The sequence below is a fragment of the Arthrobacter sp. AIWTK1 genome, assembly GCF_056680535.1.
The window spans coordinates 1,510,191-1,525,433 of the sequence record NZ_CM155287.1; the positions used below are offsets into that span (position 1 = coordinate 1,510,191).

The window sequence follows — 15,243 nt, forward strand, 5'->3', positions numbered from 1 at the left end:
TCACCCGGCGACTAGGATGGCTCTGTGGCCGGGCTGATTAAACGCGAAGATATTGACGAAGTACGCCAGCGCACGGACATCAAGGAAGTCGTCGACGGCTACGTGACGCTCAAGGGCGCCGGGCTGGGATCGTTCAAGGGCCTGTGCCCGTTCCACGACGAGCGCTCGCCGTCGTTCACGGTCCGCCCGCAGGTGGGCAGGTATCACTGCTTCGGCTGCGGCGAGGACGGCGACGTCATCTCCTTCGTCCAGAAGCTGGACCACTCGTCGTTCCATGAGGCCGTTGAAAAGCTGGCGGCCAGGATCGGCTTTGAACTGCATTACGAGGACGGCGGCACCGGCCCCAACCGCGAGGAAGTGGGCAAGCGGCAACGCCTCCTGGACGCCCACAAAGTGGCAGACGAGTTCTTCCGTGCCCAGCTGCTGACCCCCGGGGCCGCAGAGGGCCGCAACTTCCTCCACGGCCGCGGCTTCGACCGCGCCGCCTCCGAACAGTTCGGCGTGGGCTACGCCCCGCAGGGCTGGGACGCGCTGCTCAAGCACCTTCGCGGCCGCGGCTACACGGATGCGGAGCTGAAGCTGACGGGCATGTTCTCGGAAGGCAACCGGGGAATCTATGACCGGTTCCGCGGCCGCCTGATCTGGCCCATCCGCGACATCGCCGGCGACACCATCGGCTTCGGTGCCCGGAAGCTCTACGAGGACGACCAGGGCCCCAAGTACCTCAATACGCCCGAAACCACGCTCTACAAGAAGTCCCAGGTGCTCTATGGCATCGACCTCGCCAAGCGCAACATCGCGAAGGAACGGCAGCTGGTGGTGGTGGAGGGGTACACCGACGTCATGGCCTGCCACCTGTCCGGGATTACGACGGCGGTGGCCACCTGCGGGACCGCGTTCGGCGCCGACCACATCAAGATCGCCCGGCGGCTGTTGTCCGACGACGGCACCGGCGGGGAGGTCATCTTCACCTTCGACGGCGACGCCGCCGGCCAGAAGGCGGCCCTGCGCGCCTTCGAGGAGGACCAGCGCTTCGTGGCACAGACGTACGTGGCCGTGGAACCGACCGGAGCCGATCCCTGCGATCTCCGCCAGGCCCGGGGCGACTCCGCCGTCCGGGACCTCATCAGCAGCCGCCGTCCGCTGTTTGAGTTCGCCATCAGGGCCTCGCTGAAGAGGCACAACCTCGACACCGTTGAAGGCCGCATTGCGGCCCTGCGGGAGTCCGCGCCGGTGGTGGCCCAGATCCGTGACGCAGGTATCCGCCCCGGGTACGCCCGCGAGCTGGCGGGCTGGCTCGGCATGCCCGTCGAGGAGGTCAGCCGCGCGGTGGCCGTCGCCGCCAAACGTGCTGCGCAGGGCGAAACGCCCGCAGGCGCTGGCGGGACACCCGGCATAGCCGAGCTGCCGGCGTCGGGCGTTGTGCCGTCCTTCAACAGGCCGGACCCCCGGGACCCCGTGGCGTCCATGGAGCGGCAGGCGCTGGAAGTGGCGCTTCAGGAGCCCGCAATGCTGGCTGGCGCGACCTGGGACCGGTTCAGTGCGGCCCGGTTCCGGACGCCCGCCTACCAGGCCGTCCACGAGGCCATGCGCGCCTCCGGCCCCGGGCTGACCGGCGATCCTGTGCGGTGGGTGGAACAGGTGATGAACGAAGTGCCGGAGCCACTCCGCCCGCTGGTCTCGGAGCTTGCAGTAGTGCCGCTTCCGGCGAGCAATGCGGAAGGCGTGCTCAGATACTGCCGGGATATCCTCGCCCGGCTGTTCGAACTGCAGATCACCAGGGTCAAGGCGGACAAGATGGGACAGCTGCAGAGGCTGGATGCCTCGGCCCATCCTGACGAATTCCAGCGGCTGAACCGGGAGTTGATGATGCTGGAAATGGAGCGTCGTTCGCTGCGTTCCGATGCCTGACCACCGTCCGCGAACCGGGGCAGGAGGAGTGCGGCACCGCTCAGCTTCGGTTGCCGGTTTCACTTCCCGATTTCATTTCCTGACGGGGGCTTGCTAGGCTAGTACCCGCTTCATTCCTCCTTAGCTCAATTGGCAGAGCATTCGACTGTTAATCGAAGGGTTGCTGGTTCAAGTCCAGCAGGAGGAGCGCACAGTCCCCGTTCCGGGCCACCGGAACGGGGACTTTTTTATACCCCGGCGGGGTATCCGGGCTTGCCATGGAACCCGATTTCACATTGGGGCGGAACCTTTGCTAATGTCATACCTGCTTCATTCCTCCTTAGCTCAATTGGCAGAGCATTCGACTGTTAATCGAAGGGTTGCTGGTTCAAGTCCAGCAGGAGGAGCGCACAGGCCCCGCGGCCGGCTAACAGCCGGCAGCGGGGCCTTTTTGTTTGGCTGAGTCAACAGCGCGGGTCAGACGAAGTCCATCTCCACCTGAAGGAAGCGTTCCGCCTCATCGATGGCGGCGCGGAACGCTTCGTCCTCGGTGGGGGACTTCCGCGGTTCCCGGGGATGCCACTCGTGCGGCGCTGAGTGCACCCTGGTGAAGCCGCTGCTCGGCGGAGCGTAGAAGATGCCGAACCGCTGCACGGGCCACTCCGGGGACGTTTCCGGGGCCACCAGGAGCGCGGCGTTGAACGCGGGGTTGAACCACTGGGCGATGGGACGGCGCCGGTCCTCGGTGAAGAGTCCGGCGGCGTACAGCGCTGCGGACTGCGGACTTGTCTGTGCGCACAGCCGTTCCCACCACAGGGGCAGGATGCCGGTGTCGCATCGTTGCCACGTGGCCGGAAGGGGCGGATGATGCTGCTGCCAGTCGGGCACAAAACAACTTTATCGCGCGGGCAATTCCCGGAACAGGGCCACTAAGCCCGGTGCTCCCGGGAGCTTGTCAGGGCCGGTTCCAGGGGCCGGGATTGACCCGGTAAAGCAACGCTGAGCCGGCGATCGCCCCCAGGATGATGCCCATGGCCGGGTTCCCCATCGCCCGCCCGGCGAAGTAACCTGCGACGCCGCCAATCACCGCGCCGAGGAACAACCCCCTGCGGTTGCGGTTAAGTCTCTTGGCCATGGCTTCAGCGTACCGGGGGTCTCAGCGCACCGGGACGGCGGCCGGGGGCCAGTGGGTCTGCGGGGGCTAGTGGATGGAGGGAACCGTGCGCGGTCGGACCACCAGCCACAGCGCAGCCGCGGCCAGCAGGATGCTTGTGGCTTGGACTCCGCCCATGACGGTTGCCGAGATGTCTCCGAACCAGCCCACCACCGGAGAAACGATGCCGGCCATCATGAACGTAGCCGCTCCCAGCAGCGACGCCGCCGTCCCTGCCTGTGCCCCGTGCTTGGAGAGTGCCAGGACCTGCACGCAGGGAAAAGTGAAGCCTGTGCCGAGGATGTAGAACCAGAGCGGCACCATGACGCCCCAGAGCCCGAAGCCGAGCTGGTCGAAAAGGACGATCAGCACCGCCATCAGGAACATCCACGCGGTGGAACAGGCCAGGATCCACTGCGGCGGAACCAGCCTGATCACCCGGGAGCTGGTCTGCACGCCTGCCACGATGCCCAGCGAGTTGATGCCGAAGAGCAGGCCGTACTGCTGGGGCGAGAACCCGTACACATCCTGGAACAGGAAGGGGGAGGCTGAGAGGTAGGCGAAGAGCCCGGCGAAGTTCATGCCGCCGAGCAGCAGCAGGCCCACGAAGATCCGGTCCGAAAAGAGCAGTTTGTAACGCTGGCCCGCCGTCAGGCCCGACTTGCCCCGGAGTTCACGGGGGAGGGTTTCGCGCACCAGGAGGATTGCGGCGATGATCACCAGCGAGCCGTAGCCGGCCAGGAAGTAGAAAATTCCCGGCCAGGGCATGACCAGCAGGAGCTGGGACCCGATGACCGGTGCCAGGATCGGGGCCAGGCCGTTGACCAGGGCCATCCGCGAGAACATCCGCACCATGGCGTATCCCGTGAAAAGGTCCCGCACCATGGCCATGGCCACCACGCCGCCGCCGGCAGCGCCGATGCCCATGAGTACCCGGAACAGTCCCAGCGTCGCCAGGTCCGTGGACAGCGCGGCCCCGAGAGAGGCGGTGATGTGCAGTGCGGTCGCAAGGATCAGCGGGAGCCTCCGGCCGAACTTGTCGCTCAGCGGGCCCACCACCAGCTGTCCCAGCGCGAAGCCCACGGTTGTGCCGGTCAGCGTCAGCTGGACTTCCGCTTCGGACACTCCGAGGCTCGCCTCAAGGGCGGGGAAGGCCGGCAGGTAGAGGTCGATCGTGAAGGGGCCCAGTGCGGTCAGGGCGCCGAGGAGGAGGATGTACAGGATTTTCCGCTTGCGGCTCAGGGAGTCGCCCGGATTGGCGGGAATGCTCACAGGGATCAATCCTAGGGCGCTCAGATCAGACTTTTACAGCGTTGAAGGGCGCGCCACGGGTTATTAGCCGAAGAAGGGGCCGAACCTGAATGATAGTTTTGTCAACGGGGAGTGTGTGAAGCCGCGCAGGCCCTCGGAATCCACCGGAATCCGAATCAAAGATGGAACCAGTTAGGCGGGATCGATGAGCGGACGACACAGCGGCCGGACAACAGGCGGACTAAGTATTGCGGCGCTGCCCAAAACTCTGAGGCTCGTTGCGAAACTGGCACCACGGCAGCTCAATGACGAAATCGCCCTCGCGAAGATTGAGCTGAAGCGCAAGGGCATCGAGGTCGGCGTGGCTGCGGCGTTCCTGGTTGTTGCGCTGGTGTTCGTTGCCTTCCTCATCACCGGACTCATTGTTGCGGCAATCATGGGGCTTGCCACCATCATGCCCGCCTGGCTGGCAGCCCTCCTTGTGTGCGCCGTCTTCCTTGTCATCGCCCTCATCGGCGCACTGATCGGCATGAGGAAATTCAAGAAGGCCATGCCGCTGGTGCCCGAAGACACAATCCGCGGTCTCAAACACGATCTCGGCATCGTGAAGGAAGGTTCGGAGTTCAACCCGGCTGTCCTGGACCCGACCACCGAGCAGGCAAAGGCCGCAAAGGCCGCCAAGGAAGCGAAGGCGGCGCAGGAAAAGGCGGAGAAGGAGGCCAAGGAAGCGGCGAAGCCGGACCTTGGACCGGCACCCACGGAAGCCGAACTGCGGAGCCGGCTGGACAAGCGCCGTCGGCACCTGACGGGCGTCCGCGACGAGCTTGGCGAGGAACTCGACGTCAAGACCCAGGCGCAACTCCTGCTGGCCGCCGCCGACGCCGGCCTGAAGTCCGGCAAGGCCAGCGCAGGCCGCCAGGCAGAATCCCTCAGCCGCTCGGCATCCGCCCTGCTGAACCGTGCCGGCGAGAGCCAGGTCGGCGAGCGCTGGAAGCCGCTGGCTGCCCTGGCGGCATCGGCCGCCGTCCTCGTAGTCCTCCTCCGCAAGCTCCTCAAAGGCTAGCGCTACCGGCACCACCCAGGCAGTCCAAGCGGCAAGGGAAGGAGGTTAGGGATGAAGTTCATCAACGCGGGCGCACGTCTGGGCCAGCGCCATGTGGACAGCGACGCCGTCTTCACCATCCCCAACATCCTGACTGTGGTCCGGTTCATGGGCGTGCCGCTCTTCATCTGGCTGGTCCTGGGTCAGAAGGAGTATGCCCTCGCCACGATCGTGCTGGTGGTCATGGGCAGCACGGACTGGGTGGACGGGTACATCGCCCGCCGCTTCAACCAGACGTCCAGGTTGGGCCGGATCATGGATCCGGTGGCCGACCGGATGGCGCTAATTGCCGTCGCCGTCACCCTGGTGATCGCGGGCGTCGTGGAATGGTGGTACCTGACCGCCCTGGTGGTTCCGGATGCCATCCTGATGGCCGTTTCGCTGTACTACTTCCACAGCCACCCGGACCTCCCGGTCAGCCGGATCGGAAAAATCCGGACTGCGCTCCTCCTCGTTGGCACCCCGCTGCTGGTGCTCGCCAAGCTGCCCATCCCCCTGACCGAGCTGTATTTCGTCGCTGCGTGGATCTTCCTTGGCCTCGGGCTGATCGGCCACTGGGTGGCGGCCTACAACTATTTCTGGGCCATCATCCGTAAGGGCCGGCTCAAGGCTGCGGACGACGGCGGTCGCGGCTGATGGTGTGGCTCGCCGTCTTCCTGGCGGTGCTGGGTGCCTTTTGCCTGGCGATCGGCGCGCAACGCCAAGGCAGTGCGGTCAAGGCCGACACCGGCGGCCTTGCGCTCAGCTCGCACGGCTTTCTTCGGCTCATCCGCAATCCGCGCTGGGTTTTCGGTCTATTGCTGCTCTGCGCCGGCATGGCGATGAACGCTGTAGCGCTCGTTTCGGCGCCGCTGACGGTGGTGCAGCCGATCGGGGCAATCGCTCTGGTCATCACCACTGTCGTTAACGCCAAGGACCAGGGCCTGAGCATCAACCGTGCCACGGTGGTTGCCATCTCGGCGTGTGTCACCGGATCTGCGATGTTCGTCCTGCTTGCGGTGAATGTGACGCAGGAAAACCATCACGTGAGTTTCGACGACGAACTCACCATTGTGCTGCTGCTCGCCCTCGCGGTGGGCCTCTTCGGCACGCTGGCTTTGGTGTTCAAGCACCGGATGAGCGCCTTTATCTACATTCTGGGGGCGGGCGTGCTTTTCGGTTTCGTGGCTGTGCTGACCCGCATCATCGGCAAGCACCTGCTGGACCCCAACGGGCTGGTTCTGCTCAACGTGCAGTGGTATTCGGTGGTGGCCATCGCCGCAGCGGGCGGGCTGGGCTCGTGGTTTGTCCAGTCGGCGTACTCCGGCGGGCCGCCGGACCTGGTCATAGCCGGGCTTACGGTCGTTGACCCCATTGTGGGAATCGCCATCGGCATCGCCATACTCGGCGAACTCCGGCCGGATGTCCACGCCGTGCTGGCGATTGCCATGGGGGCGGCCGCTTCCCTTGCTATCGTGGGGGTAATCGCCCTCTCGCGGCACCATCCCGAAGTGACCAAGCGCAAGAAGGACGCGCGGAAGGCCGCGGGGCGGGTGTCCTAGGGGCGGCTGATACCCAGACTTCACCTGAAGTCCCGGCGCGAGAGCGCCGAGGGACAGCCGGCCGCCACAGCCAGCGCTGACCGCACCGTGACCACCAGGAGCTCTCCACGTGACCTTGCCCGACAGCCAGCACCCACTCACCATCCTGATTGCTGCGGACACCTACCCGCCCCACGTCAACGGAGCCGCGCAATTCGGATACCGGCTGGCCATGGGCATGACCGCCCGCGGACACGACGTCCACGTGCTGGCATGCCGTCCGGACAAGGGCAAGAGTTTCACCGAGTTCCGCGCGGAGGGTACGGTTCACCGGATCCGCTCCCACTCAGTTCCCACGCACGAGTATTTCCGCATCACCTTCCCCTGGGAGATTAAGAAGGAGATCAGCCTCCTGTTCGACCGGGTCAAGCCGGACGTGGTGCACATCCAGAGCCACTACATGATCGGCGAGCACGTGCTCTACGAAGCCGAGCGGCGCGGGGTGCGGATCATTGCCACGAACCACTTCATGCCGGAGAACCTCAACCCCTTCCTGCCGTTCCCGCAGTGGTTCAAGGACATCGTGGGACGCATTTCCTGGAAGGACATGGGCAAGGTGATGGGCCGGGCTGACGTTGTCACCACGCCCACTCCGCTCGCCGCCAAGGCCATGCACCAGCACGCCTTCCTGCGCAAGGTCCTGCCGCTCTCCAACGGTATTGATTCGGCCGCCTATGAACTCCGCGAGGGCGAGGTGATCGAGCGGCACCCGTACCCCACCGTGCTGTTCGCGGGCCGCCTCGCCGAGGAGAAGCACGTCAACGTCCTCATCGATGCGGTGGCGAAGACCCCGGCAGAGCTGAATGTCCACCTGGAGATTGTCGGGGGAGGCGAGGTCCGCGCCGCCCTCGAAGCCCAGGTGGCAGGGCTGGGACTGGAATCGCGGGTGAAGTTCCTGGGCCTGGCGAGCGACTCCGAACTGCGCGAGGCGTACATCAAGGCGGACCTGTTCTGCATGCCGGGAACAGCTGAGCTCCAGTCCCTGGTCACCCTGGAGGCCATGTCTGCGTCCACCCCGGTGTTGCTGGCGGATGCGATGGCGCTGCCGCACCTCGTGCGCGACGGCGAAAACGGCTACCTCTTCACTCCCAACGACAGCGACGACCTCGCCGCCAAGATCACCCGGGTCCTGCAGCTTCCGGCCGAGGACCTTGCCGCGATGGGCAAGGCCAGCCGCTGCATGGTGGAGCCGCACAGCATCCAGGGGACCCTTCAGACGTTCGAAGACCTCTACCGCGGCGCCACCTACGACGACAAAGTGGTGTAACCCCGAAGGCGGTAATCCCCGCACGCGCCTGGTGCTGGTGCGCGTCTCGGGCGATTACTATTGCTAGAGTGTTTTTGCCCCGGAACTGCCGAGGCTCCCTGCGGAGCCGGCGGTCCGCGGGGCGCACGGGGCTATAGCTCAGCTGGTTAGAGCGCGGGACTCATAATCCTAAGGTCCTCGGTTCAAGTCCGAGTAGCCCTACGAAAAGTTACAGCGCCCGGCACGGGAAGCCGGTCGCATGCGCCGACAGCGCCCCTGCCAGGGAGCCGTGGCCGATGTTCAAACATCGGCCACGGCTCTTTTTTGTTTGCCGCCCGGGGCGTGCAAAGACCCTGTGTCCGCTTGCCCGCCACACTCCGCTGCGGTATGTTACTCATCAGTAACTTAATCGCCGGCGCGACGTCGGCGTCTTCTGGTCGCTGCTGATCACACGTGAAGGAACCCCATGTCCAAAGCTGCTATCGACATCAACAACCTGCCGTACGCCGACGGCGACTTCTTCGCGTTCGAGCAGTTGCTCAGCGGCAAGGAACGCGACCGGCTGGCCGAAGTCCGGGAGTTCCTGGACCGCGAGGTCAAGCCGATCGCCGTCGATTGCTGGAACCGGGCCGAGTTCCCGATGGACCTGATCCCGAAGCTGGCCGAGATCGACCTGGTCAGCCCTGTCCGGCGCCAGGGGTACTCCAACCTGTTCGCGGGGATCCTGCACGCAGAAGCCACGCGCGCGGACACCTCCATCGCCACCTTCCTGGGTGTGCATGACGGCTTGTTCACCGGCTCCATTGAGGCCCTCGCCTCACAGGAACAGCAGGAAGCCTGGTTGCCGGACATTTACTCGCTGAAGAAGATCGGCGCCTTTGGCCTTACCGAGCCGCTGGGCGGTTCGGATGTTGCCGGCGGCACCCGCACTACTGCCCGCCGCGAAGGCTGCAGCTGGATCCTCAACGGCGCCAAGCGCTGGATCGGCAATGCCACGTTCTCGGACTGGGTGGTCATTTACGCCCGTGACGAAGCTGACAACCAGGTCAAGGGCTTCCTGGTTGACACCGGGACCGAGGGGTACAGCGCCACCAGGATTGAAAACAAGATCTCGCTTCGGACCGTCCAGAACGCCGACATCACGCTCGACAACGTCGTGGTCCCGGACTTCTTCAAGCTCGCCCATGCCAACAGCTTCCGCGACACCAACAAGGTCCTGAAAGTGACCCGGCTCGCCGTCGCCTGGCAGGCTGTCGGCCAGCAGCTCGCGGCCTTCGACGTGGCCCGGCGCTACGCCGTGGAGCGCAGCCAGTTCGGCCGGCCGATCGCTTCCTTCCAGCTGGTGCAGAACCAGCTGGTGCAGATTCTTGGCAACGCCGTCAGCTCCATGGGCATGATGGTCCGGCTTTCCCAGCTTGAAGACGCCGGCGAGGCGAAGGACGAGCAGTCCGCCCTTGCCAAGGCCTTCACGACGGCCAGGATGCGCGAAAGCGTTGCCATCGGCCGCAGCCTCCTCGGTGGCAACGGCATTGTCACGGACTTCGAGATGGCCAAGATCTTTTCCGACGCCGAGGCGATCTATTCCTATGAGGGCACCCACGAAATCAACACCCTGGTAACGGGGCGTGCCATCACCGGGATTTCAGCCATCGTGTAGCCATTCCGGGAGCTGTGCACCTGCGGCCGTTCACCCTCCATTCCGTCTAGCCACGGGAAGCAGGATGGAGGGCCGCAGGTCTGTGACCAAGGACAGCGGGTTGATGTACTCCTCGCCCCGGCGTACACCCCAGTGCACGCACGGCAGGGATGCGCAATGACCCGTCGCCACCGTTCCGATAACGTCCCCCCTCGACACCGCGGCACCGGTGGAAAGGCCGCTTTCGACCGGCTCGAAACTACTGCGCAGCCCATTGCCGTGATCGATAGTGATCACGGGCCGGTCCACCACCACGCCCACGAAGCTGACGGTTCCGGACTCCGGAGCGGCGACCGGGGCGCCGTCGGCCGCCGCCTGGAGGTCCACGCCGCGGTGCCCGCTCATCCACGGTTTGTCCGGGGGATCGAACGCGCGGACCACTGCCGGCCTGGGTGACAGCGGCCAGTCCCAGGCGCCGGGCCCAGCGGCTGCACCAGCCGTCCCGACGGCGCCGGAGGCCGGGGCGATGGCTGAAACGGAGAGCAGGATGGCGGCAGGGACGGCTCGGACTTTCATGCCTTCAGCCTGCAATCCCGGCGTGCCGGCCGGAAGGGGCGTGCGTCGCTATGTGGACAAGGCGCCCGCCCCCGAAAATGGTCTGATCCGGTGGGGCCGCTGTAGTACACTTGACGGAGCAGTTTGCTGTGCCCTCAACGATGCCCGGCCGGCGGTTCATGCCTCCTCTTGGTCGCTTGGTCCTTCCGGACGTTCTCGTCAGCACGTCTCATTCAGAGGTGTGGGGGAGCAGTGGCTGACTACGCGCATCCAGCCCTCCCGTTCCGAAGCCCAGGCTTCAGGCTGCGGAGGATTGTGCCTCTTACGGTCAGGCCCGGCAACGGTCCTGATGAGAAGTGCAAGGGATGCCAGGAGCAACGCCCGCCTGGGCGAAGCTAATCAACCGTCAACTATTGGCAGGGTAAGAGAGCCATGGGCTCTCTCATGAATGACCTGCCGGAAGGAGCGTCGGCATGCCCGTCGTAACTATGCGCCAGCTGCTTGACAGCGGCGTCCACTTTGGACACCAGACCCGTCGTTGGAACCCGAAGATGAAGCGCTTCATCTTCACGGAACGCAACGGCATCTACATCATTGACCTGCAGCAGTCGCTGTCCTACATCGACCGTGCCTACGAGTTCGTCAAGGCCACCGTTGCCCACGGCGGCACCGTGCTCTTCGTCGGTACCAAGAAGCAGGCGCAGGAATCCATCGCCGAGCAGGCCACCCGCGTTGGCCAGCCGTACGTCAACCAGCGTTGGCTCGGCGGTATGCTGACCAACTTCCAGACGGTCTCCAAGCGCATCCAGCGCATGAAGGAACTCGAAGAGATCGACTTCGACGACGTCGCCGGCTCCGCGTACACCAAGAAGGAACTCCTGCTCCTTCGCCGTGAACTCACCAAGCTCGAGACCAACCTTGGCGGTATCCGCAACCTGACCAAGGCACCGTCCGTGCTCTGGATCGTGGACACCAAGAAGGAACACCTCGCCGTTGACGAGGCCAAGAAGCTGAACATCCCGGTTGTTGCCATCCTGGACACCAACTGCGATCCGGACGAAGTCGATTTCCCGATCCCGGGTAACGACGACGCCATCCGCTCCGTCAACCTGCTGACCCGCGTTGTTGCCGATGCAGTTGCTGAGGGCCTGATCGCCCGCAACCAGCGTGCAACGGGCACCACGGAAGCTCCGGAAGAGCCGCTGGCCGAGTGGGAGCGCGAACTCCTCGAAGGCAGCAAGTCTGAAGAAGCTGCTCCGGCTGCTGCAGAAGAAGCTCCCGCCGCGGCAGAGGAAGCCCCGGCAGCTGCCGAGGCCACCGAGCCTGCTGCCGGCGAAGCCGACGCTGCCAAGTAGGCAGACAAATAAATCTGGACCATCCCCGGCACTGTCCGCAGTGCCGGGGGTTTCTGACAGGATGGCCGCTCACTCGGTGAGCTGCCGTCCTGTCAGTCCGTACACCACACAAAATTTCTAGACAGAGGGGTTCACATGGCGAACTACACTGCCGCTGATATCAAGGCTCTGCGTGAGCGCACTGGCGCCGGCATGATGGATGTCAAGAAGGCTCTTGACGAAGCCAACGGTGACGCCGAAAAGGCCATCGAGATCATCCGCATCAAGGGCCTGAAGGGCGCTACCAAGCGTGAAGGCCGCTCCACCGCAGAAGGCCTGGTTGCTGCCAAGGTTGCCGGCGGCGTTGGCGTAATGATTGAAGTTAACTGCGAGACCGACTTCGTGGCCAAGGCTGACAAGTTCATCCAGCTGGCCGACAAGGTCCTGGCTGTCGCAGTCGAGTCCGGCGCAGCCGACATCGAAACCCTGCTGGCCACCGAAGTTGACGGCAAGCCGCTGTCCGAGGTTGTCGTCGAAGAGGGCGCAATCCTGGGCGAAAAGGTTGTTGTCCGCCGTATCTCCCGCCTTGAGGGCGGCACGGTTGATGCCTACCTGCACAAGACCTCCAAGGACCTCCCGGCCCAGGTCGGCGTCCTGTTCGCCGTCGACGGCGAAGGCGAAGCGGCTGCAACCGCGGCACACGACGTCGCCGTCCACATTGCCGCCATGGCTCCGAACTACCTGACCCGCGAAGACGTTCCGGCCGAGCTGGTCGAGTCCGAGCGCCGCATCGCCGAGGAAACGGCCAAGGCCGAGGGCAAGCCCGAGGCAGCCATGACCAAGATTGTGGAAGGCCGCGTTACGGGCTTCTACAAGGGTGAGGTGCTGGTTGACCAGGCATTCGCCAAGGATGCCAAGAAGTCTGTGGCGCAGGTCCTCGAAGAGGCCGGCGTCAAGGGCACCGCATTCGCGCGTTTCCGCGTCGGTTCCTAGTTAGACACGCAAAGGGGTGGTCACTTCGGTGGCCGCCCCTTTTGCATGCAACCGCAGCCCTGGAGGCTGCACTTACGGCCCGGTGAAATGACACCTTTGGCCATCGGGCACGATAACCTAGCTCAGAGCTCATTTACGGGAAGGCACCATGGAAACCGTCAACAATTCTGTCCAGTCAGAGAAGAGCCGGCGTCGCGTCCTCCTGAAACTCTCCGGCGAGGTCTTCGGCGGCGGAAAGCTGGGCGTGGACCCGGACACCGTCCGCGGAGTCGCCAAGCAGATCGCCGCGGCAGTTCCCGACGTCGAGGTTGCGATCGTCGTGGGCGGCGGCAATTTCTTCCGCGGCGCCGAACTGTCCCAGAGCGGCATGGACCGTTCCCGTGCCGACTACATGGGCATGCTGGGCACCGTGATGAACTGCCTTGCGCTCCAGGACTTCCTGGAGCAGGCCGGCGTGGAGACCCGCGTCCAGAGCGCCATCACCATGGGTCAGGTTGCTGAGGCATACATTCCCCGCCGGGCCATCCGCCACATGGAAAAGGGCCGCGTCGTGATCTTCGGTGCAGGCGCCGGGCTCCCGTACTTCTCCACCGACACCGTGGCTGCCCAGCGCGCGCTGGAAGTCCACGCCGACGTCGTACTGATGGCAAAAAGCGGCGTGGACGGCGTCTACACCGCCGACCCCAAGAAGGACCCCGACGCCGAGAAGCTGGACCACCTCAGCTACGACGACGCCCTGCGCCGCGACATCCGCGTGATGGACCAGACCGCCATGACCATGTGCAAGGACAACAACCTCACGATGGTGGTTTTCGGCATGGAAGGCGAAGGCAACGTGACCCGGGCGATCCGCGGAGAGAAGCTTGGCACCGTAGTCACCCCCTAGCAACAGCTAGGATGATTTGAGGAAGGCCGGCCCGCAGGGCGGGCCGCAAAGACGGAACGAACCGTGCATTGCTCCGGGCATCCGGGGTGCACCAATTTCTGAGGAGAGACCGTGATCGAAGAGACCTTGCTCGAAGCCGGGGACAAGATGGACAAGGCAGTCGAGGTAGCCAAGGAAGACTTCGCGTCGATCCGTACCGGCCGTGCCACTCCGGGCCTCTACAACCGGGTGCTGGTGGACTACTACGGTTCGCCCACCCCGCTGCAGCAGCTGGCATCGTTCGCCGTTCCCGACGCCCGCACCATCCTGATCACTCCGTTCGACAAGACGGCCCTGCGCGACATCGAGCGGGCCCTCAGCGACTCCGAGGTAGGCGCCAACCCGTCCAACGACGGCAACGTCATCCGGATCACCATTCCGGAACTGACCAAGGAACGCCGCAAGGAATACGTCAAGATCGTCAAGGCAAAGGGCGAGGACGCCAAGGTCTCCATCCGCAACATCCGCCGCAAGGCCAAGGAAACCCTGGACAAGCTGGTCAAGGACGGCGAAGCGGGCGAGGACGAGGGAGCGCGCGGCGAGAAGGAACTCGACGCCATCACCAAGGCACACGTTGACGGCATCGACGATCTGCTCAAGCGCAAGGAAGCCGAGCTGCTCGAGGTCTGATGGATCAGGCACAGCAGGCACCCGGACCCAGGGTCCGGGTCCGGGGGAAGCAGCGCTCCAACCCGACGCCCAAGGCAGGAAGGAACCTTCCGGCCGCCACGGCGGTGGGTCTGGCAATGCTTTTCGCCGTGTTGGGGGGTCTCCTGTTCCTGCCGCTCGGATTTGTCCTGGTCACCACCACCTTCGCGGTGTTCGGCGTCTGGGAGATCTTCCGGGCCCTTGAGGTCAGCGGCACGCGCCTGCCCATCGTTCCGGTGATGGTGGGCACCGTGGGAATGCCGCTGGCAGCCTACTTCGGCGGACTGGAAAGCCTGCTGTTTGCGCTCCTGGCCAGCAGCGTGGCCGTGCTGCTGTGGCGGACCATCGAGAGCGCCGCCGGATCTGCCCGCAGCATCTTTGCCGGGGTCTTTACGTTGGCATGGGTTCCGTTCTTCATCAGCTTCGCGATCCTGCCGCTGCACGGGGTGGGAAGCGTGACGCCGGTGGGCCTGTGGCCCGGCGGTGTGGTTCCGCCGGGTGCGTGGCAGATCGCGACGATGCTTCTTCTGGTCGTTTCCAACGACACCTTCGGCTACCTGGTGGGGGCGTCCTTCGGAAAGCATCCCATGGCGCCCAAAATCAGCCCCAAGAAATCGTGGGAAGGATTCGCGGGATCCATCGCCGGCGCCATTGCCGTGGGCGTCCTGGCCTGCCTTTTCCTGCTCGATAAGCCCTGGTGGGTCGGTGTGGTGTTTGCCGTGGGCATGGTGGCAGCGTCAACCATCGGCGATCTCTCCGAATCCATGGTCAAGCGGGAACTCGGAATCAAGGACATGAGCAGCATCCTGCCCGGTCACGGCGGCGTCATGGACCGCCTGGACTCAATCGTGTTCGCCTCCCCGGCGGCGTTTATCCTGTTCACAGCTGTTTCCGGAGCCTGAGGCGTCCCGCCCGGCAACAACCCGGCAC

At 64.8% G+C, this 15,243-nt stretch carries 15 protein-coding genes and 3 tRNA genes; 14 read left to right on the forward strand and 4 right to left on the reverse strand.

Annotated elements, in window-relative coordinates; all coding sequences use genetic code 11:
• Positions 1–24 precede the first annotated feature (24 nt).
• The 3 genes from dnaG (at position 25) to AC1MDG_RS06880 (ending at position 2,297) form a co-directional block, all read left to right on the forward strand.
• Entirely contained in the window at positions 25–1,911 is a 1,887-nt protein-coding gene (gene dnaG / locus AC1MDG_RS06870) for a DNA primase (RefSeq protein WP_479808329.1), read from the forward strand.
• Between the two features lie 114 nt (positions 1,912–2,025).
• Positions 2,026–2,098, forward strand: a tRNA-Asn gene (locus AC1MDG_RS06875).
• Positions 2,099–2,224: 126 nt separating this feature from the next.
• A tRNA-Asn gene (locus tag AC1MDG_RS06880) sits at positions 2,225–2,297 on the forward strand.
• Positions 2,298–2,367: 70 nt separating this feature from the next.
• On the opposite strand, the gene AC1MDG_RS06885 is transcribed toward AC1MDG_RS06880, so the two are convergent.
• The 3 genes from AC1MDG_RS06885 to AC1MDG_RS06895 all read right to left on the reverse strand — a co-directional run bounded on the left by AC1MDG_RS06885 (position 2,368) and on the right by AC1MDG_RS06895 (position 4,315).
• Positions 2,368–2,778, reverse strand: a complete 411-nt coding sequence (locus AC1MDG_RS06885) for a hypothetical protein (RefSeq protein WP_043480006.1) — start codon at positions 2,776–2,778, stop codon at positions 2,368–2,370.
• Positions 2,779–2,845: 67 nt separating this feature from the next.
• On the reverse strand, positions 2,846–3,025 hold the full coding sequence (locus AC1MDG_RS06890) for a hypothetical protein (protein ID WP_043480008.1): 180 nt from the start codon (positions 3,023–3,025) through the stop codon (positions 2,846–2,848).
• A 66-nt stretch (positions 3,026–3,091) separates the two neighbouring features.
• The gene (locus AC1MDG_RS06895; RefSeq protein WP_479808330.1) at positions 3,092–4,315 is read right to left on the reverse strand and encodes a multidrug effflux MFS transporter; all 1,224 of its coding nucleotides are present in this window, start codon (positions 4,313–4,315) and stop codon (positions 3,092–3,094) included.
• Between the two features lie 184 nt (positions 4,316–4,499).
• Here AC1MDG_RS06895 and AC1MDG_RS06900 point away from each other — a divergent pair, with 184 nt between their 5' ends.
• The 6 genes from AC1MDG_RS06900 to AC1MDG_RS06925 all read left to right on the forward strand — a co-directional run bounded on the left by AC1MDG_RS06900 (position 4,500) and on the right by AC1MDG_RS06925 (position 9,879).
• A complete protein-coding gene (locus AC1MDG_RS06900; RefSeq protein ID WP_479808331.1) occupies positions 4,500–5,357 on the forward strand; it encodes a phage holin family protein in 858 nt (285 codons plus the stop codon).
• 51 nt (positions 5,358–5,408) lie between these two features.
• On the forward strand, positions 5,409–6,032 hold the full coding sequence (locus AC1MDG_RS06905) for a CDP-alcohol phosphatidyltransferase family protein (RefSeq protein WP_479808333.1): 624 nt from the start codon (positions 5,409–5,411) through the stop codon (positions 6,030–6,032).
• Complete coding sequence (locus tag AC1MDG_RS06910) at positions 6,032–6,937, forward strand: DMT family transporter (protein WP_043480013.1); 906 nt, start codon at positions 6,032–6,034, stop codon at positions 6,935–6,937. Before AC1MDG_RS06905 ends, AC1MDG_RS06910 begins: the two co-directional genes overlap by 1 nt.
• A 109-nt stretch (positions 6,938–7,046) precedes the next feature.
• Entirely contained in the window at positions 7,047–8,243 is a 1,197-nt protein-coding gene (locus AC1MDG_RS06915) for a glycosyltransferase (protein WP_479808335.1), read from the forward strand.
• A 127-nt stretch (positions 8,244–8,370) separates the two neighbouring features.
• Positions 8,371–8,444 (forward strand) — tRNA-Ile (locus tag AC1MDG_RS06920).
• Between the two features lie 244 nt (positions 8,445–8,688).
• Positions 8,689–9,879, forward strand: a complete 1,191-nt coding sequence (locus AC1MDG_RS06925) for an acyl-CoA dehydrogenase family protein (RefSeq protein ID WP_479808336.1) — start codon at positions 8,689–8,691, stop codon at positions 9,877–9,879.
• Positions 9,880–9,909: 30 nt separating this feature from the next.
• On the opposite strand, the gene AC1MDG_RS06930 is transcribed toward AC1MDG_RS06925, so the two are convergent.
• Positions 9,910–10,434, reverse strand: a complete 525-nt coding sequence (locus AC1MDG_RS06930) for a M23 family metallopeptidase (protein WP_479808338.1) — start codon at positions 10,432–10,434, stop codon at positions 9,910–9,912.
• Between the two features lie 452 nt (positions 10,435–10,886).
• Here AC1MDG_RS06930 and rpsB point away from each other — a divergent pair, with 452 nt between their 5' ends.
• From rpsB to AC1MDG_RS06955, 5 genes are all read left to right on the forward strand, one after another.
• Positions 10,887–11,768 carry a 30S ribosomal protein S2 gene (gene rpsB / locus AC1MDG_RS06935; RefSeq protein ID WP_043480018.1) on the forward strand — a complete coding sequence of 294 codons (882 nt, stop codon included), beginning with the start codon at positions 10,887–10,889 and terminating at the stop codon, positions 11,766–11,768.
• A 135-nt stretch (positions 11,769–11,903) separates the two neighbouring features.
• The gene (tsf, locus tag AC1MDG_RS06940) at positions 11,904–12,740 is read left to right on the forward strand and encodes a translation elongation factor Ts (protein ID WP_479808340.1); all 837 of its coding nucleotides are present in this window, start codon (positions 11,904–11,906) and stop codon (positions 12,738–12,740) included.
• A 148-nt stretch (positions 12,741–12,888) separates the two neighbouring features.
• Positions 12,889–13,626: a UMP kinase gene (gene pyrH, locus AC1MDG_RS06945; protein ID WP_043480021.1), complete on the forward strand. Its 738-nt coding sequence runs from the start codon at positions 12,889–12,891 to the stop codon at positions 13,624–13,626.
• 111 nt (positions 13,627–13,737) lie between these two features.
• Positions 13,738–14,295, forward strand: a complete 558-nt coding sequence (gene frr, locus AC1MDG_RS06950) for a ribosome recycling factor (RefSeq protein WP_043480023.1) — start codon at positions 13,738–13,740, stop codon at positions 14,293–14,295.
• Positions 14,295–15,215: a phosphatidate cytidylyltransferase gene (locus AC1MDG_RS06955; RefSeq protein WP_479808342.1), complete on the forward strand. Its 921-nt coding sequence runs from the start codon at positions 14,295–14,297 to the stop codon at positions 15,213–15,215. The genes frr and AC1MDG_RS06955 overlap by 1 nt, the downstream gene beginning before the upstream one ends.
• The last annotated feature ends 28 nt before the right edge of the window (positions 15,216–15,243 follow it).

What these genes read in the sequence shown, in the direction of transcription:
- AC1MDG_RS06890 (WP_043480008.1), bottom strand. Translation starts at nt 3,025, where the DNA reads ATGGCCAAGAGACTTAACCGCAACCGCAGGGGGTTGTTCCTCGGCGCG.
- AC1MDG_RS06900 (WP_479808331.1), top strand. Translation starts at nt 4,500, where the DNA reads ATGAGCGGACGACACAGCGGCCGGACAACAGGCGGACTAAGTATTGCG.
- AC1MDG_RS06905 (WP_479808333.1), top strand. Translation starts at nt 5,409, where the DNA reads ATGAAGTTCATCAACGCGGGCGCACGTCTGGGCCAGCGCCATGTGGAC.
- AC1MDG_RS06910 (WP_043480013.1), top strand. Translation starts at nt 6,032, where the DNA reads ATGGTGTGGCTCGCCGTCTTCCTGGCGGTGCTGGGTGCCTTTTGCCTG.
- AC1MDG_RS06925 (WP_479808336.1), top strand. Translation starts at nt 8,689, where the DNA reads ATGTCCAAAGCTGCTATCGACATCAACAACCTGCCGTACGCCGACGGC.
- AC1MDG_RS06930 (WP_479808338.1), bottom strand. Translation starts at nt 10,434, where the DNA reads ATGAAAGTCCGAGCCGTCCCTGCCGCCATCCTGCTCTCCGTTTCAGCC.
- rpsB (WP_043480018.1), top strand. Translation starts at nt 10,887, where the DNA reads ATGCCCGTCGTAACTATGCGCCAGCTGCTTGACAGCGGCGTCCACTTT.
- tsf (WP_479808340.1), top strand. Translation starts at nt 11,904, where the DNA reads ATGGCGAACTACACTGCCGCTGATATCAAGGCTCTGCGTGAGCGCACT.
- pyrH (WP_043480021.1), top strand. Translation starts at nt 12,889, where the DNA reads ATGGAAACCGTCAACAATTCTGTCCAGTCAGAGAAGAGCCGGCGTCGC.
- AC1MDG_RS06955 (WP_479808342.1), top strand. Translation starts at nt 14,295, where the DNA reads ATGGATCAGGCACAGCAGGCACCCGGACCCAGGGTCCGGGTCCGGGGG.